The 21,862-nt window shown below is 63.2% G+C and carries 22 protein-coding genes; 9 read left to right on the forward strand and 13 right to left on the reverse strand.

Going from position 1 to position 21,862, the window contains the following annotated elements:
• Positions 1-79 precede the first annotated feature (79 nt).
• Both ABIE49_RS17725 and ABIE49_RS17730 read right to left on the reverse strand, forming a co-directional pair.
• Positions 80-862 carry an MBL fold metallo-hydrolase gene (locus ABIE49_RS17725; protein WP_192735412.1) on the reverse strand — a complete coding sequence of 261 codons (783 nt, stop codon included), beginning with the start codon at positions 860-862 and terminating at the stop codon, positions 80-82.
• Positions 859-1,794, reverse strand: coding sequence for a DMT family transporter (locus ABIE49_RS17730; protein ID WP_192735413.1), 936 nt, complete (start codon positions 1,792-1,794; stop codon positions 859-861). The genes ABIE49_RS17725 and ABIE49_RS17730 overlap by 4 nt, the downstream gene beginning before the upstream one ends.
• Before the next feature lie 115 nt (positions 1,795-1,909).
• Between ABIE49_RS17730 and ABIE49_RS17735 the strand changes: the two genes are divergently transcribed.
• The gene (locus tag ABIE49_RS17735) at positions 1,910-2,773 is read left to right on the forward strand and encodes a LysR substrate-binding domain-containing protein (protein ID WP_192735717.1); all 864 of its coding nucleotides are present in this window, start codon (positions 1,910-1,912) and stop codon (positions 2,771-2,773) included.
• An 88-nt stretch (positions 2,774-2,861) separates the two neighbouring features.
• On the opposite strand, the gene ABIE49_RS17740 is transcribed toward ABIE49_RS17735, so the two are convergent.
• The 6 genes from ABIE49_RS17740 to ABIE49_RS17765 all read right to left on the reverse strand — a co-directional run bounded on the left by ABIE49_RS17740 (position 2,862) and on the right by ABIE49_RS17765 (position 10,326).
• The gene (locus ABIE49_RS17740; RefSeq protein WP_192735414.1) at positions 2,862-3,263 is read right to left on the reverse strand and encodes a hypothetical protein; all 402 of its coding nucleotides are present in this window, start codon (positions 3,261-3,263) and stop codon (positions 2,862-2,864) included.
• Positions 3,264-3,722: 459 nt separating this feature from the next.
• A complete protein-coding gene (pdeM, locus tag ABIE49_RS17745; protein WP_192735415.1) occupies positions 3,723-4,397 on the reverse strand; it encodes a ligase-associated DNA damage response endonuclease PdeM in 675 nt (224 codons plus the stop codon).
• A 39-nt stretch (positions 4,398-4,436) separates the two neighbouring features.
• A complete protein-coding gene (locus tag ABIE49_RS17750; protein WP_192735416.1) occupies positions 4,437-7,016 on the reverse strand; it encodes a ligase-associated DNA damage response DEXH box helicase in 2,580 nt (859 codons plus the stop codon).
• 194 nt (positions 7,017-7,210) lie between these two features.
• Positions 7,211-8,440 (reverse strand): ABC transporter substrate-binding protein, encoded by a 1,230-nt coding sequence (locus tag ABIE49_RS17755; protein ID WP_192735417.1) that lies wholly within the window; start codon positions 8,438-8,440, stop codon positions 7,211-7,213.
• Positions 8,441-8,552: 112 nt separating this feature from the next.
• Positions 8,553-9,302, reverse strand: a complete 750-nt coding sequence (locus ABIE49_RS17760) for a FadR/GntR family transcriptional regulator (protein WP_192735418.1) — start codon at positions 9,300-9,302, stop codon at positions 8,553-8,555.
• Positions 9,303-9,399: 97 nt separating this feature from the next.
• The gene (locus ABIE49_RS17765; RefSeq protein ID WP_192735419.1) at positions 9,400-10,326 is read right to left on the reverse strand and encodes a class I SAM-dependent DNA methyltransferase; all 927 of its coding nucleotides are present in this window, start codon (positions 10,324-10,326) and stop codon (positions 9,400-9,402) included.
• Between the two features lie 51 nt (positions 10,327-10,377).
• Between ABIE49_RS17765 and ABIE49_RS17770 the strand changes: the two genes are divergently transcribed.
• From ABIE49_RS17770 to ABIE49_RS17790, 5 genes are all read left to right on the forward strand, one after another.
• Entirely contained in the window at positions 10,378-11,415 is a 1,038-nt protein-coding gene (locus tag ABIE49_RS17770) for a ligase-associated DNA damage response exonuclease (protein ID WP_192735420.1), read from the forward strand.
• A complete protein-coding gene (locus ABIE49_RS17775) occupies positions 11,412-13,283 on the forward strand; it encodes an ATP-dependent DNA ligase (protein WP_192735421.1) in 1,872 nt (623 codons plus the stop codon). Before ABIE49_RS17770 ends, ABIE49_RS17775 begins: the two co-directional genes overlap by 4 nt.
• Positions 13,284-13,432: 149 nt before the next feature.
• Complete coding sequence (locus ABIE49_RS17780) at positions 13,433-13,735, forward strand: DUF6460 domain-containing protein (RefSeq protein ID WP_192735422.1); 303 nt, start codon at positions 13,433-13,435, stop codon at positions 13,733-13,735.
• 26 nt (positions 13,736-13,761) lie between these two features.
• A complete protein-coding gene (locus tag ABIE49_RS17785; protein WP_192735423.1) occupies positions 13,762-14,496 on the forward strand; it encodes an MBL fold metallo-hydrolase in 735 nt (244 codons plus the stop codon).
• A gap of 2 nt (positions 14,497-14,498) precedes the next feature.
• The gene (locus ABIE49_RS17790) at positions 14,499-15,824 is read left to right on the forward strand and encodes an MATE family efflux transporter (protein WP_192735424.1); all 1,326 of its coding nucleotides are present in this window, start codon (positions 14,499-14,501) and stop codon (positions 15,822-15,824) included.
• Positions 15,825-15,975: 151 nt separating this feature from the next.
• On the opposite strand, the gene ABIE49_RS17795 is transcribed toward ABIE49_RS17790, so the two are convergent.
• Together ABIE49_RS17795 and ABIE49_RS17800 are read right to left on the reverse strand one after the other, a co-directional pair.
• Complete coding sequence (locus tag ABIE49_RS17795; RefSeq protein WP_192735425.1) at positions 15,976-17,073, reverse strand: quinone-dependent dihydroorotate dehydrogenase; 1,098 nt, start codon at positions 17,071-17,073, stop codon at positions 15,976-15,978.
• Positions 17,070-17,414, reverse strand: a complete 345-nt coding sequence (locus tag ABIE49_RS17800) for a DUF952 domain-containing protein (RefSeq protein WP_192735426.1) — start codon at positions 17,412-17,414, stop codon at positions 17,070-17,072. Before ABIE49_RS17800 ends, ABIE49_RS17795 begins: the two co-directional genes overlap by 4 nt.
• Positions 17,415-17,725: 311 nt before the next feature.
• Between ABIE49_RS17800 and ABIE49_RS17805 the strand changes: the two genes are divergently transcribed.
• Positions 17,726-18,118 carry a hypothetical protein gene (locus ABIE49_RS17805; RefSeq protein WP_192735427.1) on the forward strand — a complete coding sequence of 131 codons (393 nt, stop codon included), beginning with the start codon at positions 17,726-17,728 and terminating at the stop codon, positions 18,116-18,118.
• On the opposite strand, the gene ABIE49_RS17810 is transcribed toward ABIE49_RS17805, so the two are convergent.
• Both ABIE49_RS17810 and ABIE49_RS17815 read right to left on the reverse strand, forming a co-directional pair.
• Positions 18,099-18,515: a hypothetical protein gene (locus ABIE49_RS17810; protein WP_192735428.1), complete on the reverse strand. Its 417-nt coding sequence runs from the start codon at positions 18,513-18,515 to the stop codon at positions 18,099-18,101. The two genes, ABIE49_RS17805 and ABIE49_RS17810, sit on opposite strands and share 20 nt — an antisense overlap.
• A 234-nt stretch (positions 18,516-18,749) precedes the next feature.
• Positions 18,750-19,694 (reverse strand): IS1595 family transposase, encoded by a 945-nt coding sequence (locus ABIE49_RS17815; protein WP_192735429.1) that lies wholly within the window; start codon positions 19,692-19,694, stop codon positions 18,750-18,752.
• A gap of 92 nt (positions 19,695-19,786) precedes the next feature.
• On the opposite strand from ABIE49_RS17815, the gene ABIE49_RS17820 reads away from it, so the two are divergent.
• Positions 19,787-20,437, forward strand: a complete 651-nt coding sequence (locus ABIE49_RS17820; protein WP_210337213.1) for a S24 family peptidase — start codon at positions 19,787-19,789, stop codon at positions 20,435-20,437.
• A gap of 2 nt (positions 20,438-20,439) precedes the next feature.
• Positions 20,440-20,949, forward strand: coding sequence for a mismatch-specific DNA-glycosylase (locus ABIE49_RS17825; RefSeq protein ID WP_192735430.1), 510 nt, complete (start codon positions 20,440-20,442; stop codon positions 20,947-20,949).
• 97 nt (positions 20,950-21,046) lie between these two features.
• Here the strand turns inward: ABIE49_RS17825 and ABIE49_RS17830 are convergent, their stop codons facing one another.
• Positions 21,047-21,829: a class II aldolase/adducin family protein gene (locus ABIE49_RS17830; protein WP_192735431.1), complete on the reverse strand. Its 783-nt coding sequence runs from the start codon at positions 21,827-21,829 to the stop codon at positions 21,047-21,049.
• Positions 21,830-21,862 lie beyond the last annotated feature (33 nt).

A 21,862-nucleotide genomic window follows, 5' to 3' on the forward strand; every position in this document is an offset into this window, starting at 1 on the left:
ACCCGGGTCCAGCCGCCGCGACAACGAACCCGGGCAGGATTTGGTTCCGGAGGCAGAACTTTCGACAAGCCGCCACGGCTCACGCGGGATGCAACGGCTCGATCAGGGTCGGGACACCCGGCTCCAGAATCCGCAGGCGCGGACCAAAGCCGAGCGCATCGAAGGTCACGCGCAAATCATTCGCGTTCTGGCGGAAATGCGCCCACCCGTCGGTATGTACAGGCACGATCACGGCATCGGAGAACGCACGCGCGGTCTCGATCGTGTCGTTGGTGTCCATCGTGAGATGGAAGGGGCCGCGGGTCTGCGCCGCGCCCGCGAACGGCAGCACCACGCCCGCCCTGAATCGCTTCGCGACCTCGGCGATGCCGTCGAACCAGACCGTGTCACCGCTGATATAGACCGGGCGGCTACCTGATTTGTTCGACGCCACCGCGAAGCCGATCACGTCGCCCGACAACGGCTCGATACCCACCGGACCATGACGCGCCGGTGTGGCTGTTATCGTCAGCGCACGACCGTTGCCGGCGGTGAGTTCGGTGACTGCCCACGGCGCCAGGCCTTCGGCCCTGCCGCCGAGCCGCCTGGCGCCGGCTTCCGTCGTCAGCACGCGCTTTGCCCTTTTGAGAAACTCACGGCCGGAATGATCGAGATTGTCGGAATGCTGGTCGTGGCTGAGCAGCACGGCATCGACTTCACCGATCGTCTCCGCCGTCACCGCGGGGCCCACCAGCTTTTCCAGCTTCACATGCGGCAATTGATAGGCGCCGGGCGCATCGAAGGTCGGATCGGTGAGCAGGCGGAAACCATCGATTTCAATCAGTGCGGTCGGGCCGCCGATCAGGGTGATGGATAAGGTCATGATGCACTCCTTTGCGAAGCGGGAGCGGCCACCGCAGCGGGCCGCGTCACCAGATAAATCCCGAGCGCCACCGGAATGATCCCGAGCAGGTCGCGGAATTCGACGTGCTCGCCGAGCACGACGAAGGCGAACAGCATGCCGAGCGGCGGCATCAGGAAGTGATAGGCGCTGGCAGCGGTGGCGCCGCAGACTTTCAGCAGGTGGAACCACAAGAGATAGGCAAGGATCGATCCGCCCAGCACCAGGAAGGCGAATGCGCCGAGCAGCCGCGCGCTCGGCACGATGTCGCTGACGCTGGAAAACGTGAAGGCGAACGGCAGCAGCGCCAGGCCGCCGGCGAGATTCTGCACGCCGTTGCCGACCCAGAGGCTGCCCTTCGGCGCCAGCACCTTGAACAGGATGGTGCCGACCACGATCGAGGCGAGCGAGGCCAGCGTGTAGACGATGCCGTCCACGCTGTCTGACCCAACCGACATGCGATGCCAGACGATGAAGCCGACGCCTGATATGCCGAGCAAGAGCCCCGTCACCTTGCGCCAGGTCAGCGCCTCCCCGAGAAACACCGCGGCCGCCACCGCCGTGAACACCGGATTGGCGCTGACGATCAGGCCGCCAAGGCCGGCGGATACGGTCTTGAGGCCGGTGTAACCTAGCCCGAGATACAGCGCGTTGTTGGCGACGCCGAGTACCGCGAACACGGCCACGTCGCGCCAGCTGAGCTGCCATCCCTCGCCGCGAAGTGCGGATATGCCGAGGATCAGGACGCCCGCGAGCGAAAACCGCGCCGTGAGCAGGATCAGCGGCGGACAATCGGTGACGCCGATCTTGCCGGCGACGAAGGCAAAGCTCCAGAGCAGGCAGAACAGCGTGATGGTGAGCGGCAGCCAGTTGAAACCGGCGCGGGGAACGGGAAGCGAGGGCGCGAGCGACATGGGAGTCTCCTTTGCCCATGATGTAGGCCCTCACCTTGATATTCAGAAATTAAATGATAAACTGCCATCCAGTGGATTTATGAATAGACCTGAAGAGCGGAGGCGAGCCATGGCCGTGCTCGATCTGGAACTGCTGCGCAGCTTCGTCTCGGTGGTGGATTCCGGCGGTTTCACCCGCGCCGGCGAGCGCGTCCACCGCACCCAGTCGACCGTCAGCCAGCAGATCAAGCGGCTGGAGGAGGACGTCGGCCAACCGTTGCTGAACCGGCGCGGCAAGGACGTCACGCCGACCGAGGCCGGCGAACGGTTGCTGTCCTATGCGCGGCGGCTGCTGTCGCTGGCGGAAGAGGCCCGCGATGTGCTGACGCGCCCCGGCAGTGAAGGCGCGATCCGGCTCGGCGTGCCCGAAGATTTTGCGGCCTACCGGCTGGCGAAATTGCTGGCGGCGTTTTCACGCTCGCATCCCGGCTTGCGGATGGATGTCCGCTCCGACCAGAGCACTTACCTGAAGCGCGACCTCGAACGCGGCGAACTCGATCTCGCGCTGTTCAAGCGCGCCGCCGGCGAGAAAATCGGCATCGCGGTGTGGCCCGAACGCGTGCACTGGGTCACCAGCAAGAGCCGGCCGCGCGACACCACCACGGGCTCGGTGCCGCTGATCGGCTTTCCCACCGGCTGCCTCTATCGCTCGCGCGCGATCCACGCGCTGGAAAGCGCAGGCCGCGCCTGGCACATGGCCTACACGTCCTCCAGCCTCTCCGGCATCCAGGCCGCGGTTGCCGCCGGCATGGGCCTGAGCATTCTGTCCGAGATGGCGATCCAGGCCGACCACCGCGTGCTGACGGCGAAAGACGGCTTTGCGCCGATCGACCGAACCGAAGTCGCGCTGGTCGCGGCACCGGATGCCAGCCCCGCCACGTTGCGGCTCGCCGATCGGCTGGCGGAGTTTTGCAATACAGTGCAGGCGAAGGCGGCGTAGCTGGCGGCGAACTCGGCACGCCCCCTCTCCCGCTTGCGAGGGCTGGGGGGCGCACCAAGTAACGCATGCCGAATGGTGCGTCGGGGGATCAGTTTACTTTCATGTTGCCGGCGCCGTCGACATCGCTGGCAGGATTGTATCCGGAGTCGTGCAGGTTCTTGAGGTACACCCGCTGTGAGGGGGCACCGGCCAAGGCAGAACCCCCGGCCATGGAAGCGTTCGCGTCGTGGGGGTGGCGGCGCTGCGTTCCAGCCACCCTGGCTCCGGCACGTCCATTGTACGCACCGTTTTCAAAATTCGCAGTGCTCGCAGCTGCTGCGCCGCCCGGCTCCGCCATCATCTTGCTGGCGGGGGTTGGGACGCCTTTGTTCAGGTAATCGCGATCTGGATACATTGCGCAGTCCGTGCACTGCGCAAATGCCGCGGACGTCGCTGCGGATGTCAGAGCTATCGACATCAAGGATGCGGCAACGAGTGTTTTGTAGTTCATGGTACTTGCTCCATGGTTAAGCGAGTCTCAGCTCGCCTTGATTTTGTAATCGACCTGTTGTCTCGGCGGGACAAGCCCGCTCTCCCGCTTAGGTCTTATGCGTTTTTTGAAGCAGTCGATGGAGCTCGCCGACGCACTTGGAGTCAGCACCAAGAATCCTCGTTAAGCGGCGGCGAAAGGCAGCAAATCCATGTGCGGCTGGCGATGATTGGCGCAGAGCTGTTGCGCCAATCAACAATGGCTCACCACATAGTGAATTAGCGCTGACTCACTGTTTCGAATCCGCGACTGCCGAAATCACGAACGTGTCAACCGTATTACGAAAAGGTAAGTTGGCTCGTATCAAAGGTAAGCTACGATTCGCTTCGTGAATTCGCATGAACGATTTGCCGCGTCTCGCGGTTCACCTCACAGGATACGAGGAAGCGGTCATAGAGCGACGGCAGCAGCGTCGTCCGCTCAATAACACCGCGACGCTGCGATCGCGTGCAGCCTGTTGTCGCCGAGCACGTGCGCCGTCAGGCCTGGCGTCTGGAAGATCTTTGCAAACGCCGGATCGCGGATGCTGAGGCCGCCGGTATAGGCGCCGAACGCCGGCATGACCGCGCGCTCGCCGTCGCAGGCAAAGCACCGCCGCTCCATCGCGCGGCCGCGGGTGGCGACGCGGGCCTTGGGATGCAGATGGCCGGCGATTTCACCTGACGCGCCCGTGGGCTCATGGCGGAACGTGACGTTGCCGATCGCGACCTCGTTGGCGACGACACCGCCGAGATCCGACGGCAAGGCCGGATCGTGATTGCCCGCAATCCAGATCCAGTCGCGCCGCGCCTGCATCGCCGACAGCGCCTCGCGATCGGGCACCGACAGCCGCTCATGCGCATTGCGGTCGTGAAAACTGTCGCCGAGCGCGATCACCATGCGCGGGTCGTGCCGCGCGATCACGGCGGCAAGCCGGCTCAGCGTCGCCACCGTGTCGTAAGGCGGCAGCAGCACGCCGCGCGCGGCGAAGCTGGAGCCTTTTTCCAGATGCAGGTCGGAAACGACGAGCAGGCGCTGTTCCTGCCAGAACAACGCGCCGGAGAGATCGGCGAGGAACGTTACATCCGCAATCGCAACCTTCGAAGCCCGTGCCATTTGATCATCGTCCGAAGATTGCGCCGCTGCCGTCACGTTCTATCCTGTCGCTTCCTTGACCAGTTCATCGGCGGCTTCCGCCAGCAACTCGTCGGCCGCCTCGCCATAAACTGACTCGCGGCCGATTTCCAGCATCACCGGCACCGCCAGCGGCGAAACACGGTCGAGTTCCCGATGGATGATTCGGCCCTGAATACGTGACAGCATATCACCGAGCCGCTTGAGATCGAGCAGTCCAGTGGCGGCATCGGCGCGCGCGGCGCGCAGCAGCACGTGGTCGGCCTGGTGCTTGCGCAACACGTCGTAGATCAAATCGGTCGAGAACAGCACCTGGCGGCGGGACTTTTCCTCGCCGGTGAAGCGCCGCGCGATCAGGCCTGAGATCACCGCGCAGGTGCGGAAGGTCCGCTTCATCAGCGCGGATTCGGCAAGCCATGCCTCGAGATCGTCGCCCAGCATGTCCGGATCGAACAGCGCGTTGAGATCGAGCTTGCCCTGGCGGATCATGAACGACATGTCGCCGAGCCCCCACACCGCGACCGCATATTCATTGGCGACGAAGCCGAGCGGCCGCACCCGCGCCCGTTCCATCCGCCGCGTCAGCAGCATGCCGAGCGTCTGGTGCGCCAGCCGCCCCTCGAAGGGATAGCAGATCAAATAATGTTTGTTGCCGCGCGGGAAGGTTTCGATCAGCAATTCGCGCACCGCCGGCACGCGCGAAAAATGCCGTTGCAGCGACAGCCAGTCGCGCACCTGATCAGGCAGCGCGTGCCAGGCCCGCTTGTCGTCGAGCAATTTACGCACGCGCTCGGCGAGATAGGTCGAGAGCGGAAACTTGCCGCCCGCATAGGACGGCACTTTTGCATCTTTATCGTTGGCGCGAGACACGTAGACTTGATCTTCGGCCAACGCCTCATAGCGAACCACCTCGCCGCCAAAGGCAAAGGTGTCGCCGACCACCAGCCCTTCGATGAAATATTCTTCGACTTCGCCGAGCATCCGTCCGCCGCGTCCGAGCGCGCCGGTCGATCCCGAACCGCCCCCGCGCGAGCGCACCAAGCGGACTTTCAGCATCGGCTCTTCGACGATGGTGCCGACATTGAGGCGATAGCTCTGCCGCACGCGGGGATTGGCGACGCGCCAGCGGCCTTGCTTGTCCTGCTTGATGCGCGCGAAGCGCTCATAGGTTTTCAGCGCGTAGCCGCCGGTGGCGACGAAATCGACCACGTCGTCGAAATCGGTTCGCGTCAAACCAGAGTAAGGCGCCGATGTCAGCACCTCCTCATAGAGCTCATCGGAGAGAAACGGCTCGCCGCAAGCGCATCCCAGCACGTGCTGCGCCAATACGTCGAGCGCGCCGATCCGCAGCGGCGGGGTATCCTGCGCATTCTCCGCGATCGCATCGATCGCAACGGCGCATTCCAATACCTCGAAACGGTTCGCCGGCACCAGCACCGCGCGCGAGGGTTCGTCCAGTCGATGGTTGGCACGGCCGATCCGCTGCATTAGCCGCGAGGAGCCCTTGGGCGCGCCGACATTGATCACGAGGTCGATGTCGCCCCAGTCGATACCGAGGTCGAGCGAGGAGGTACAGACCACACCGCGCAGTTTGCCGGCCGCCATTGCGTCCTCGACCTTGCGGCGCTGCGCGACGTCGAGCGAGCCGTGATGCAGCGCAATCGTCAGGCCGTCGTCGTTCATACGCCAGAAATCCTGGAACAGCATCTCGGCCTGGCTGCGGGTGTTGACGAACACCAGCGTGGTCTTGTTTCGCTTGATCAGCTCGTACATTTCAGCCATCGCATGGCGGGCGCTGTGCCCGGCCCATGGCAGGCGCTCCCTGGTGTCGAGCATCTCGACCACGGGCGCCGCGGCGCCGCCGGCAACGACAATGTCGGCGGCTTCTATCTTACGGTCACGCTGCGGCACTAAAAACCGCGCCAAGGATTCCGGCTCGGCGACCGTCGCCGACAATCCGATGCCGCGCATCTCAGGCGCCAGCCGCCACAGCCGCGCCAGTCCCAGCGACAGCAGATCGCCGCGCTTGGAGGTGACCAGCGCGTGCAATTCGTCGAGCACGATGCGCTTCAGTGAGCCGAACAGGAACGGCGCATCGTCGGAGGACAACAGCAACGCCAGTTGTTCGGGCGTGGTCAGCAGAATATCCGGCGGATAGCGCCGCTGCCGCTGCCGGCGCGACACCGGCGTGTCGCCAGTGCGGGTCTCGACCTTGATAGGCAGGCCCATCTCGGCGATCGGCGTCTCCAGATTGCGGGCGATATCGACCGCGAGTGCCTTCAAGGGCGAGATGTAAAGGGTGTTCAGGCCACCGGTGCGCTTCACGCCGCGGCCGGTGGAGATGACGTTTTTCTTTGCGCCCTCCGCTGCGACCGGTGGCGGAGCAGACAGTTCCACCAATGTCGGCAGAAACCCCGCCAGCGTCTTGCCGGCGCCGGTCGGCGCGATCAGCAGCGCCGAGCGATCGTCCCGCGCCTTCGCCAGTAGTTCCAGCTGATGCTCACGCGGCGACCAGCCGCGCGACGCGAACCATTGAAGGAAGCGCTCGGGCAGCAGCGCGGCCGGCTCGGCCGATATGGCGGGTAGGATTCGGGGCGGCACAAAACAAGAACTAAGCCGTTCAGCGCGCCACGTCGAGGGGTATCAACCTCGCCCCGCTTGCGGGGAGAGGTCGGATTGCATCGCAGATGCAATCCGGGTGAGGCGGTACACCTCTCAACACACACACAGAATCGCGGTGAGGCCCCTCACCCCTACCCTCTCCCCGCGAAGAGCGGGGAGAGGGAGAAGATCCGCTACTCCGTCACCGGCTTGTCGGAGATATCCCAGTCCTTGCCGTTGAACTGCGAGATGAAGAGCGTCTTCATCGGCGTGTAGTCCTCCGGCGTGTAGCTGAAATTGACGCCGTCGAGGAAGTACGGCGAGTGGAAGCCGGCCAGCGTCGTCGCTTGTTTGAGCACGTTGGCGCGGGTGAGATCGTCGCCGCAGCGGCGCAGGATTTCCGCCATCGACGCCACCTGGCCGTAGCCGGCGAAGGCGATGGTGTTGTCGGGATCGACATTGGGCAGATATTTCTTGCGCAGCGCCTCGAACGCCATCACGTCGGGATCGTTTTCCCAGCGCGGCACGCCGACTTCCTTGGCGTAGCGGATGGCGACGATGCCGGTGGCATTCTCGAAACCGGCGGCGCTGAGGATCGAACGTCCGGTCGATCCTGCCGACAGCAATTGCAACGGCTTCCAGCCGAGCTCGACCACCTTGCGGATCGACTGCGACGACGCCTTGCCGGTCGAGATGTTGTAGAAAACATCCGCGCCCGACTTCGATAGATTGATCAGCTGCGAATCGATGGTCGGCTCGGTCAGATCGTAGCTCTGCTCCATGATCACCTTGGCGGTGCCGCCGGCTTCCTCCAGAACCTTCTTGAACGGCGCCAGGAAATCGCGGCCGAAATCGTCGTTCTGGTAGAGAATGCCGATTTTGGCATTCGGCTTCGTCGCCACGACGTATTTGGCGAGAATGCGCGCCTCGGTCGGATAGAGCGGCAGGCCGGCCATGGTCCATTTGAAGTTCTTCGGATCGTTCCATTTCGAGGCGCCGGTGTTGAGCATCAGCTGCGGCACGCCTTTGTTGTTGAGGTATTTGTGCACGGCGGTCTGCGGCGCGGTGCCGAGCGAGCCGAACAGCGCCAGCACTTCGTCATTCTCCACCAGCCGCCGCGTCGCTTCCACGCATTTCGGCGCGCTGTAGCCGTCGTCCATGGTGAGGAATTTCACCTTGCGGCCGTTGATGCCGCCCTTTTCGTTCAGCATCTGGAAATAGGCCTCGCCGACGCGGCCCAGCACGCCATAGAGCGAACCCGGGCCGCTGTGCGGCACGGTCTGGCCCAACTTGATTTCGGTATCGCTCGCGCCCGGATCGTATTTCTTCTCGGCGGCCCAGACGAACGGGGCGGGCAATATGGAAGCCGCGAGGGCGGATAGCGCGGTGGCGCCGAACTCGCGCCGTGTTTGCTTGTTTTTCATTGTTGTTTCTCCCTTTGTTGCTGTCGATGCCTGAATGCAGCGATCGGTCATTCAGGTTGTGCGGATCGAAATTGGCTTCGACTTGCGCTGCGTGGCCGGCATTCCCGGCAACTTACTCTTCCCGGCCTTCCCATTGGTTGTGAGATTCCGGCTGCTCGTTTCCTTCCGCCATTGCCCGAACTTCGTCGAATGCGGAATGGACATGCTTTTGCACCAGAGCCGCCGCCCGGGTTTCGTCCCTGTCGGCAATGGTGGCCACGAACTCCTGATGATCGGCCAGTGAGCGGCGGCGAACGACCGGGGATGAGAAATACTTCTGCCGCCACTGAAAGCTCATGAGAAACAAAGGCGTGAGCGTTCGGACGATAATCGCGTTCTGGCTGGCTGCGGCCATTGCCAGGTGAAACTCGACGTCTTCATTGGCGACATTGAGTTCGGCCTGCACCCGACTGGAATAGTTGGCGACCAACTCCCGCAGCCTGTTGAGATCGGCATCGGTCCTGCGCGCGCATGCAAGGCGGATCGCGTGGGTTTCAAATATGACGCGGGCCTCGCTCACGTCGCGCATGGTGCGCTCGTCAAACGGCAAGTCCAGATTGGCCTGGATGACCAGGGAATCGAGCCCGCTGTCTTCGAGCGCGTTGCGCAGGAAAATGCCGGACTTCGGCCGGCGCTCGGTCAGCCGCAGCGCATCAAGAACCGCCAACGCTTCCCGCACCGAACTGCGGGTGACGCCAAAGCGATCCGACAACTCGCGCTCTGACGGCAGCCGGTCGCCCTTCTGCAATCGGTGATGGCGAATGAACTCGATGGTCCGCTTGACCGCTCGCGATCCTTCGCTTGCTTGCTGAGGCGCGCTCATCTGATCCTACCAATCTGGTAGGTCCAGATTGGTGTATCCTCGCCGGTTTGTCCAGCCTGCCCGTGTGGGCATGCTTCTCGGGCCGAACAGGCGGCAGTCAGCCCTTGGCTGCGACCGCGACCAGGCCCGGCACCGGCATGTTGTCCTCGGTGCGCGCCGAGCGATCTTCGAGCAGGGATAAATCCAGACCGGCCGCCTCCACCGTTTCGCGCACATGGGCTGCCGCGTGGGCATAGCGGAGGCCTGCGCCGAGAATGACGCCTTCGCCGGCATGCGTCTCGGTCGTGAAGGCGAACAGACCGCCCGCGGCCAGCACGCGGCTCGATTCCGCCAGCACCGGCGCGAGATCGGCGACATAGATCATCACGTCGGCGGCCAGGATGAGATCGGCGCTGCTGTCAGGCCTCGCGCGCAGACCTTGCACGATGTCGCCGACTTCAAGCTCCGCATAGAAGCCGATAGAACGGGCCTTCTCGATCATGCGCGGCGACAGATCGATGCCGATGAAATGATCGACTTCCCTGGCGAAGGCCGTGGCGACGAGCCCGGTGCCGCAGCCGAGATCGATGGCGCGCTTGAAGAAGGCAGGCTTGCGGGCCGCGGCGCGCACCGACAGCACCGCCTTGAACAGCAGGTCCGGGCCGCGATAACCGAGATTGTCCACCAGTGCGGCGTTGAACCGCCGCGCGTACTGGTCGAACAGCACCTGCACATAGCCTTGCGGCATAGCGGCCAATGGCTCGGCGCCGAGCCGCATCAGCCGCAGGCGGGCGCCATGACGATCATCGGGATCACCGTCCCACGCCTTGCGAAACGCGGCGATCGCCGCATCGCGCTCGCCCAGCGTTTCGCGGATATCGCCGAGCGTGAACCACGCCGTGACAAAATTCGGCGCCAGATCCGTCGCCTGTAGCAGCAGGTCGGCGGCGCCGGGCAGATCGCCCTTCATTTGCAGGTCGCGCGCAAAATCATAACGGCGATCGGCCATCAGATCGCCGGAGGTCAGGAATATTCGCGTGGGCATGGGCTCTATGGGGCAGGTAAAAATCGGGGCAATACGCCCTATATAACCAAGATGCGTCCACAAGACATCCTGCTGCCAGCTCCCGCCGGTTTGTGCTGCAAGCCCGGTGGCTTCCATATCGATCCGGTTCGGTCCGTCGAGCGCGCCGTGATCACCCATGGCCATTCCGACCACGCCCGTCCCGGCCATGGCGCGGTTCTGGCGACGCAAGAGACGCTCGACATGATGCGGCTGCGCTATGGCGATAATTTCGCAGGCAGTACGCAGGCGATCGCCTATGGCGAGGAACTCAAGCTCGGCGACGTCAAAATCAAATTCCATCCCGCCGGTCACGTGTTGGGCTCGGCGCAGATTGCCGTCACCTGCAAGGACACCTGCATCGTCGCCTCAGGTGACTACAAGGACGCTAGCGATCCCACCTGCACGCCGTTCGAAGTGGTGCCATGCGACGTCTTCATCACCGAAGCGACGTTCGGCCTGCCGGTGTTTCGTCATGGCAACGCGGCGGATGAAGTGAAGAAGCTATTGGCTTCCGTGGCGCTGTTCCCGGAGCGCGCGCATCTGGTCGGCGCCTACTCGCTCGGCAAGGCGCAGCGCGTGATCGCGCTGCTGCGCGAGGCCGGCTACGACGCGCCGATCTACCTGCATGGCGCGATGGAAGCGATCACGCACTATTATCAGAGCCGCGGCGTTGCGCTCGGCGAGTTGCGTCCGGCCAAGGGCGTGAAGAAGGCCGACCTCGCCGGCACCATCACACTGGCGCCGCCGTCGGCCACCTCAGACATCTGGACGCGGCGGTTTCCCGATCCGGTCACGGCGTTCGCCTCGGGCTGGATGCGGGTGCGGGCCCGCGCCCGCCAGCGCGGCATCGAATTGCCGCTGGTGATTTCCGATCACGCCGACTGGGACGGGCTGACCGCGACGATCGAGGCTACCGGCGCCGGCGAGATCTGGGTCACCCACGGTCAGGAAGATGCGCTGGTACATTGGTGCAAGACAAAAGGCCTCGCCGCGCGGCCGCTCGATCTGGTCGGCTATGGCGATGAGGACGAGCACGAGGCGCCCCCCTCCAAAGAGGCCGAGGCATGAACCGCTTCGCCGAACTGCTGGATCGCCTCGCCTATGAGCCCGGCCGCAACAACAAGCTTCGACTGCTCACGGCGTATTTTCGCGAGACTGATGATCCCGACCGCGGCTATGCGCTGGCGGCGCTGACCGGCGCGCTGTCGTTCAAGCACGCCAAGCCCGGCCTGATCCGCGACCTGATCACGGATCGTGCTGATCCCGTGCTGTTCGGCCTGTCCTATGATTATGTCGGCGATCTCTCCGAGACGGTGGCGCTGATGTGGCCGAAGCGCGCAGTCCATCATGATCAGTATTTGCTGGGCCACCCCTCTCCCCAGCCCTCCCCCGCAAGGGGGGAGGGAGCCGAGTCGAGCGCGAGGCGATCACCTCGAACAATATCGAAAGCCACAACAACAACTCTCACCGTTCCCTCCCCCCTTGCGGGGGAGGGTCAGGGAGAGGGGTACCACGCGGGTGGTGCTTATGATCCACGCCCCGCCGGCCACAACAACCCACCTCCCCCGACGCTTTCCGACGTCGTCACCACGCTGCGCACGCTCGGCAAGACCGAGCTGCCAAAACAACTCGCGCGCTGGCTTGACGAGCTGGACGAGACCGGCCGCTGGGCGCTGCTAAAGCTGGTTACCGGCGCGATGCGGATCGGCATTTCGGCGCGGCTCGCCAAGACCGCCGCGGCCAACCTTGGAGGCAAGGACGCCCACGACGTCGAGCTGATGTGGCCGGGATTGAGCGCGCCCTATCTCGAGCTGTTCGCCTGGCTGGAAGGGCGCAGCGAAAAACCCGTCAATCGCGATCCGACACCATTCCGCCCTGTGATGCTGGCGCATGCGATCGAGGATGCGGACTTTGCCAATCTCGACCCCGCCGACTTCATCGCGGAATGGAAATGGGACGGCATCCGCGTGCAGGCCGTGAGCGGCCGCGACGAGCGCGGCCACATCCAGGCGCGGCTCTATTCGCGCACCGGGGAAGACATCACCGGGAGTTTTCCGGACCTCGTGCCGTCGCTGCATCTGCAAGGATCTTCAAGTTTCGCGATCGACGGCGAATTGCTGGTGCTGCGCGAGGGCCGCGTGCAGACGTTCAACGTGCTGCAGCAGCGCCTCAACCGCAAAGTCGTCTCGCCCAAACTGATGAAAGAGTATCCGATCCATTTGCGCGCCTATGATCTGCTCGGCGACGACGAGAACGATTTGCGCGAACTGCCGTTCATCGAACGCCGCGCGCGGCTGGAAGCGTTCGTCAAAAAGCTTGACGATGCCAGGATTGATCTATCGCCGACGGTCGCCTTTGACAGCTGGGACGCGCTGACGGCGGCGCGCGCGGATCCGGCCCAAGCCGGCGCGGGCGAGGATGCCGACGCCGTCGAGGGCGTGATGCTGAAACGCCGCGACGCCGCCTATCTGCCGGGCCGTCCCAAAGGCCAATGGTGGAAGTGGAAGCGCGACCCGCATCTGATCGACGCCGTGCTGATGTATGCGCAGCGCGGCCACGGCAAGCGGTCGTCCTATTATTCGGACTACACGTTCGGCGTCTGGACCTCGGGCGAGGACGGCGAACAGCTGGTGCCGGTCGGCAAAGCCTATTTCGGCTTCACCGATGAGGAATTGCTGCGGATCGACCGTTTCGTCCGCCGCAACACCACCGAAAAATTCGGACCCGTGCGGCATGTCGTGCATGAGCCAGACCAGGGACTGGTGCTGGAAGTCGCCTTCGAGGGGCTGGCGCGCTCGCCGCGGCACAAATCCGGCGTCGCGATGCGGTTTCCGCGCATCAGCCGGCTGCGCTGGGACAAGCCGCCGCGCGAGGCCGACCGGCTGGAAACGCTGGAGCGGATGCTGAAGAGTGACGTCAGCATTACCGCGCCTTGATCCGGCCAGCCATTGACGCACTGAGATAGGTTCCCCATCTGCTGTCCGCTGTAGTGGATTCTTGTTTTGACGCGTTTTCTTCACGCGAACCGGTATCCACTTCGCTCAAAAACGCTACAATACGCGGGCGTGACCCGCAGGAGAGATCGATGCCCAACGACGTCAGGGATTTGCCGGCCAGCAATGACGGCCTCAACCGCTTTCTCGGCGGCTCGCCTCTGGCGGTGGCATTCCGGCTGATCCTGCTGTCGGTTCTGGTCGGCGTGGTGCTCGCCGCTGTCGGCTTCGATCCCTGGAACATCCTGCACAGCATCCGCATGCTGTTCCAGCGGCTCTGGGATCTCGGCTTTGACGCCGTCAACTGGCTGTGGCGCTACTTCCTGCTCGGCGCCGTGATCGTGATTCCGGTCTGGCTGTTGTCGCGGCTGTTCGGCAGCCCGCGCGGGCGCTAAATCTCCTCGCCAAGGGACCGCAGCCGATGCAACTGCAATTTATCGGCTGCGGCGACGCGCTCGGCTCCGGCGGACGCGCCAACACCTGTTTCCATGTCACCGGCGCCAGCGTCAATTTCCTGATCGATTGCGGGGCCTCGTCGCTGCCGGCGCTGAAGCGGCTCGGTGTCATCAGCGACGGCATCGACCTGATCCTGATCACGCATTTCCACGGCGACCATTTTGGCGGACTGCCGTTCTTCCTGCTGGATGCGCAGTTCACCCGCCGCGCCCGTCCGCTCGTCATCGCCGGTCCGCACGGAATCGAGACCCGGCTGACGCAATTGATGGAAGCAATGTTCGAGCATTCCTCAAGGACGAAGCAGCGCTTCGAGCTCTCCGTCGTCGCGCTCGATCCCGAGCAAAGCCGCAGCTTCGGCGCCGTCAAGGTGACGCCCTATCCCGTCGTGCACGGCGAATCCGGCGGACCATTCCTGGCCTACCGCATCGAGGCCGAAGGCCGCATCATCACCTACAGCGCCGACACCGAGTGGACGGAAACGCTGATCCCGGCCGCGCGCGAGGCCGACCTGTTCATTGCCGAGGCCTATTATTACGAAAAGATCGTCAAGAATCACCTCAGCCTGAAAACGCTGGAAGCCCATCTGCCCGAGATCAACGCCAGGCGGTTGATCCTGACGCATATGAGCGACGACATGCTGGGACGGCTGGGTTCGCTTTCCTACAGCACCGCGAGCGACGGTCTGGTGGTCGAGCTGTAAGCATGCATTCGCCGGCCGCTCCCTCGAAAGTCACGACGGCGCAGGTATTTGCCATCGCGGGTCCCGCGATGATCGCGAACCTGACGACGCCGCTGATCGGCATCGTCTCGACCACGGCGATCGGCCGGCTCGGTGACGCCACGCTGCTCGGCGGCGTGGCGGTCGCCTCCGTGCTGTTCGACTGCCTATTCTGGCTGTTCGGATTCCTGCGCATGAGCACGGTGGCGTTTACAGCGCAGGCGCTCGGCGCCGGCGACACGCAGGAACTACGGGCCATCCTGCTGCGCGGCTTCATCGCCGCCGCGCTGGTCGGCGCCGCGCTCATCCTGCTGCAGATCCCGCTCGCCAGCCTCCTGCTGGAGGCGATGGGCGGCAGCGAAGGCGTTACGCGCGCGGCGAAAACCTATTTCACGATCCGGATCTGGTCGGCGCCGCTGGCGCTCGGCAATTATGTCATGCTGGGCTGGCTGATCGGACAGGCCCGCGCCAAACTGGCGCTCGGCACGCAGATCACCATCAACCTGATCAATGCGGCAGCCACCGCGCTTTTGGTGCTGGTGCTCGACTTCGGCATTGCCGGCGCGGCGATCGCGGCCGTGATCGCGGAAGCAGCCGGGCTCCTGCTCGGCATCATGATCGCGCGGCGCCTCTCCCATGGGCAACAGGCCATCTCGCGCGCGACGCTGTTCGACCGCACCAAGCTGATGCGCTTGCTGGCGGTCAATCGTGACATCCTGATTCGCACCGCGGCGTTGATCGCAGCCTTCCTGTTCTTCACCGCGCAGGGCGCCCGCGCCGGCGACCTGACGCTCGCAGCCAATGCGGTGTTGAACAATTTCCTGATGATCAGCGCCTTTTTTCTCGACGGCCTTGCCAACGCCGCCGAACAGCTCTGCGGCCGCGCCTATGGCGCCCGCGACAGAGGCGGATTCGCCGGTGCGGTCAAACTGGTCGTGATCTGGGGCTTTGGCTTTGCGCTCGCCGTCGCCGCCGTCTTCGCAATGTTCGGCCCCTCCCTGATCGACATCATGACGGCGAGCGCCGACGTGCGGCGCATCGCGCGCGATTATCTGCCGTTCGTGATCTTCGCACCGCTGCTCGGCGTGTTCGCCTTTGCCTTTGACGGGGTCTATATCGGCGCCACCTGGGCGCGCGACATGCGCAACCTGATGCTGCTGTCGCTTGCGATCTTCCTTGGCGCGTGGCTGGCGCTGCGATCGTTCGGCAATGCCGGGCTGTGGGGCGCGCTATTGGTGCATTACGCCGCCCGCGGCGGGCTTGAGGCGCTGCGTTATCCGGCGCTGTTGAAGAAGTCGTTTGGAGAGTGAGTTCTTCCCTTCTCCCCTTGTGGGAGAAGGTGGCGCGAAGCGCCGGATGAGGGGTCTCTATCCGCATCTCGAAATCTTACCGTGAGGAGAGAACCCCTCACCCGTCTTCGCTTCGCGAAGCCACCCTCTCCCACAAGGGGAGAGGGAAAGATCACTGCACCGGCCATTCCTCGGCGGTGATCGTCGCGGCGTCGGCGCCGACGATTTCCGCAAGCGAATCGCGCCCCGTGCGCAGCAAGGTCGAGGACAGATCGTTCTTGATGTCCTCGACCAGCCCGAGGCCCTTGTAGATCAGCGACGAATAGAGCTGGATCAGGCTGGCACCGGCGCGGATTTTGGTCAGCGCGGCGCCTCCGCTATCGATGCCGCCGACTCCGATCAGCGGGAAGGCACCTTCGGCACGCACATAGGTTTCCGCCACCATCCGCGTCGACAGCCGGAACAGCGGCCGTCCCGACAGGCCGCCCTGCTCCTTGGCGCGGCCGGATTCGCGCAACGTCGAGGGCCGCGCCAGCGTGGTGTTGGCCACGACCATGCCGTCGACCCGGCGTGAGCGCGCGATGTGCACGACGTCGTCGAGTTCGGCCAGACTCAAATCCGGCGCGATCTTGAGCAGCACCGGGGAATCGCCGGCATTCTTGCGCACCCGCTCGCGCGCATCGATCACTCTCGCGAGGAGATCGTCGAGCGCGGCCGATTGCTGCAGATTGCGCAGGCCCGGCGTGTTCGGCGAGGAGACGTTGACGGTGAAATAGCTCGCGACCGGCGCAAAGGTCTCGATCAGCTTGACGTAATCGGCAGTGCGGTCGGCCGAATCCTTGTTGGCCCCGACATTGACGCCGACGATGCCGGAAAGATGCGCACGCGAGGCGAGCCGCCGCAGCACAATCTCCGCCCCGTCATTGTTGAAGCCCATCCGGTTGATCACGGCCTCGTCGCGTTCCATCCGGAACAGCCGCGGCCGCGGATTGCCGACTTGCGGTTTGGGCGTCACCGAGCCGATCTCGACGAATCCAAAACCCAGCCGCAGCAGCGCGTCGGGCGCCTCCGCGCTCTTGTCGAAGCCCGCGGCCATCCCGATCGGATTGGGAAAGTTCAGGCCGAAGGCGCGCACCGCCAGCTTCGAATCATCAGGCTTGGAGCGGATCGGCGGCAACAGCCGCAGACCCTGGATGGCCATGCGATGCGCATCCTCCGGATCGAACCAGCGCAGCAGCGGCAGTGAAAAGGCGTCGAAGGCGCGGATCACGGCGCAAGCTCCGGAATGTCATGATCGCCGTCGGACCGCGCCCGCATGTCGAGGATGGCGGTGACGGCGCCAAGATCGAGTTCGCCATAGAGATGTGGGAACAATTCGTCGTTGCGCGAGGGTTCCCAGCGCAGGCTGTCGCCCAGCGCATCGGCGTCGACCGCGATCAAGAACAGCCCGGTCTGGCCGAAATAATGTTTCCGCGCGGTCTCGGCGACCTGGGACGCTGTGGAAAAATGGATGTAGCCGTCGCGCAGATCGTCCGCGCTGCCCCGATAGACGCCTTGCCGCTCGGCCTCGCGCCAGGCCGAGGCGGGGCTGATTTTGTAGATCGTGGGCACTCGCCGGCATTCCCTGTTTGTCGTTGAGTCTCTTGGGATTTTTCCCGGGATTCCGGGTCGGCGCAGACCGTAAAGGCGGCTGGGGCCGAACTCAAGCGCCGCCACGCCGTCCGGCCAGCATGGAATTTGCGGAAATCCCGCGTTTCAGGTAATAATTCGCACTTATATACTTGACAAAAGTGCAATTATTCCTAGCTTACGCCCATTGCGTGAAATCGCAATTGGCGCGCCCGAATTGCAGTTAGGTTGAGTGTGCAAGTGCACTGTGAGGAACAGTGCAAAATGCGAAACTAGGCGGCCGGAGGCCTCGCGTGGCGTTCGAGGATGTCGATGGCCTTTTCGATGAACTGGGCTGTCTCTTCCAAGACTTTAGCGATCGACTCGCCGCCAAGGCCCTCAACATCAGCGATCGATACCGCGAAGGAAAACTTTACTTGGTGGTCGAGGCCGAGCGGGACTCGGAGAATTTCCGCATTATCTGCAAGGGGGCAGACTGTCTCAGGTCTGGCAGGCATCGGGACCTTGATGTCAATAACCCCATCTGGGCCGGGAGCGGGGACCGATCCCGCCTGAATGAGCCATTTGAAATCAATGTGCGGCTGGGCGGCGGCTACCGGGATCAGTCCCTTGTGCTTATCCAGGTCGTCGAGGAAATCCAGAAGGTAGAGATGGGGACAACCAAATTTACCCCCGCCCCCCTCTGAGGTATGGTTTGAATCGGCGGATGAGCCATTCAGCGCGGCGGCTGATTCCTTTTATTTTCTTGGGAAGATAACTTTCAAACGTCTCGCGGGTTTCTGTAATCAAAAACCCATTGGTCTTGCTGACCTTGCCATCGTTAGCGATCACCAGATCGCAAACGAGTTGGTCAAGCGCGGCTCTGAGATTGTGGACAATATCCCCAATGACTGTACCCCATTCGCAGGGGATCGCCTCTTTGATGCGGATGCGGTAGATATACTCTCCCGTTTCCGTATCTTGCTCGCGGATAATGTCGTAGGGATCGCGGGCATAAAGGGCGGCGGTGAGTCGATGGATTTCCTCGATGTGACCTTTAGCCCTCGCAACTTTCAGTCGAGGGCCAACGAAGGGTTTTATCACTATGTCACCTTCCCAAAGGGATAAATTGGAAACCACTAAACAGCTAATGGGCGCGCTCGTGCGCATGAAGCCGAAGCCGCACGAGGAAATGAAGGTCGGGAAGAAGGCAAAGGCAAAGAAGAAAAAGCAGACGAAAAAAGATGACTAGTGCTGTTTCTTATCCTCACTCAGACGAACCGCTTCCTTTTCTTCCAAGCGCGAAAACGCTTTGCCGCCTGTTTCTTATTCCTAATTTTAGTGAGTGCTGCGGTACGTCAGGCGCTTACCCTCGATACCCTTGAGAGCAATAGCCGTCCGTTCCCCATCGGTAACGCCAAGGCCGGAACGATTGTTGTAGCGGAATTCAAATTCGACCAAATAGCGCTTCAAGTGCTGTTCGCCGCAGAACGTGTACGTGCCGCGCATGCCGCGCTTGAACACACCAAAGAAGTTCTCAACGTTGTTAGTAGTGAAGCCACCAGCGTTGACGTACTCGCGCCCTGAGTGGTTCATCGTTTGGTGCGCGGCAAATTCCTTGCCGAGCACCTTGTAAAGGTTGGACTCGTCAGTAACCAAGGTGGCCTTGCGCTCAACGTTAGTGAATAGAATTTCCGCAATCTTCGCGGCGGTCATGGACTTGTTGATATGGAAGGTGCGGACGGTCCCGGTGTTCTCGTCAACCAGCGCCAAGACCGACGCTTTTTGCGAGAGACCCTTCTTGTAGCCCTTGGCGCGCTTTGACGTATTGAGGTGATAGGTCTCATCGGCCTGCACAGAGCCGCCCAGCGTTCCCATAGGGCCGGGCTTTGCATCGGTCATAGCTTCCCGCAGTCTGTGCATCATGAACCACGCGGTCTTGTAGGTGACGCCAAGCGCTCTGTGGATTTCGTGAGCCGATACGCCGTTCTTGCCTGAGTTCATCATATGCGCGGCCATCCACCACTTGGTGAGCGGCACCTTGGAGCGCTCGAATACGGTGCCGACGGTCACGGTGAACTGGCCCTTGCAGTCGTTGCAGTAGTACAGGCCGGGACGATGGGACTTCTTGGTGCCTTCGACCTTCGCCAGCTTGTCGGGATCGGAGGAGCCGCAGTGAGGGCAGATAGGGCCATCAGGCCAGCGGACAGCCTCAAGGGCTTCGCGGGCCTTACCCTCGTCATGGAACATGGGGTCTTGGAATGTTGCAGCCGTGGCCATCATCGCTCTCCGATGATACCGTTTTAGGGATTCATTCCACTTTTGTCAAGTATATAAGTGCGTAATAATTCCTAAACCCGACGTTGAGTGATCCCATGGCCAAGCCAACCAAAGCCCGCATTCTCACCCATGGCCAGGTCTGGACCGCGCTCGACCGGCTCGCCGAGCGCGCCGGGCTGTCGCCCTCGGGCCTCGCCAAGCGCTCCGGCCTCGACCCCACCACCTTCAACAAATCCAAGCGCATCACGGGCGACGGCCGCGAACGCTGGCCCTCGACCGAATCGGTCTCCAAGGCGCTGGCCGCCACCAATTCCTCGATCGACACGTTTGTGCAGCTGATCGGCGACGGCGCGCGCAGCCAGCAATCGGTGCCGATGCTCGGCCTCGCCCAAGCGGGCAGCGGCGGCCATTTCGACGACAGCGGTTTCCCCGCCGGCAAGGGCTGGGACGAGGTGGCGCTGCCCGCCGCGGGCGACGAGCACGCCTATGCGCTGGAAATATCCGGCGACTCGATGAAGCCCGCCTACCGCGACGGCGACATCATCGTGGTCTCGCCGGGCACACCGATCCGGCGCGGCGACCGCGTGGTGTTGAAGACGAGCGATGGCGAGGTGTTGGTGAAGGAATTGAAGCGCCGCACCACCAGGACGCTGGAGCTGCAATCGCTCAACCCGGCGCAGGCCGACCGCGCGCTCGACGCCGACGACGTCGAATGGATCGCGCGGATCGTATGGGCGAGCCAGTAGGTTTGTCCCCGACTCCCGATGTCCTGCAGGACCTGCTGGAAGATTCCCTTCACATCGTTCTGTGCGGGATGGCTGCAGGGACGGCATCAGCCAAAGCAAAGGCTTACTACGCGCACAAGCAGAACAAGTTCTGGAAGATTCTCCACGAGACCGGGCTGACGCCGGCGCTGCTACAGCCGCACCAGTACCGAGATCTGCTGCAGCATCGGATCGGTCTTACTGATCTCGTGAAGACGCATTCGGGAATGGATCACCAGATCCCGCTATCCGAACTGCGACTGGATGCGCGATCTCGCCTGAGCAATTCGGTTGCGGCCTTCAGGCCGAAATTCCTGGCGTTCACGAGCAAGGCGGCCGGGCAAGGGTTTCTCGGCGGCAGGCGCGATTACGGCGAACAGGCTGAGCGGATCGCCGACACCAGGATCTGGATCCTGCCCTCCACGTCGGGCGCCGCGAATGGAAGCTGGCGGCCGGAAGTGTGGCACGCGTTTGCGGATGCGGTGCGGGCTTAATGCTGTCATTGCCGGGCTTGACCCGGCAATCCATCAAACAAAAGACTCTTACGAAGCAAGATGGATGCGCGGGTCAAGCCCGCCATGACAAGTGAGCCTACGTCGCGTAATCCGGCTCTTTCCGATCGAGCATGCGCTTCAACGCATCGAAGTGCCGCTGTGCCGGGGTGGGTCCCTTGTAGAGACGCTCATCCTTGTATTCGCGCTGGGTCTTCTCCACCACGGGCGCGGGAAGCTGCTTCAGCTTCTGCCCGGTCCACATCGCGTAGATCTGCACCTGCGCGGCGCGCTCGACGTAATAGAGCATGTCGTAAGCGTCGGCGACGGTCGCACCGACCGTCGAGATGCCGTGATTGGCCATGAACAGCACCTGCTTGTCGCCGATCACCTTCGCAAGGCGGGCGCCCTCGGCGGGATCGACGGCCGGGCCGGTATATTCGTCGTCATAGGCGATGGCGCCTGATAGCCCGACCTCGGTCTGGCCGATCTCCTTGATGCGCGGGTCGTCGAGGCGCGTCAGCGCGCTGGCATAGGGCATGTGGGTGTGAAACACCGCTTTGGCCTGCGGCAGCGCCTTGTGGATCGGGGCGTGGATGCAATAGCAGGAGCGCTCGACTTCGCCCTCGCCGCGCTTGACCTCGCCGTCATCGATGCCGACTTCCATGAAGGACGAGGCCGTGACCTCGGACCAATGCATGCCGAACGGGATCTGGTAGTAGCGGTCGCTGCGGCCCGGCACCGTGTAGGTCAGATGGTTGAAGATGCCTTCGGAAAAACCCTGGTTGAAGGCGAGACGATGCGCGGCCGCCAGATCGACGCGCGCCTGCCATTCGTCGGCGCTGGTGTCATTGCGCAAGTCCGGCGAAACCCTGAACTGCATGCGTCTGCTCCCAATGTTCCCCGCCTCTCCACG

Origin of the sequence: Bradyrhizobium sp. OAE829 (genome assembly GCF_040546575.1) — a bacterium.
Classification (GTDB): Bacteria; Pseudomonadota; Alphaproteobacteria; order Rhizobiales; family Xanthobacteraceae; genus Bradyrhizobium.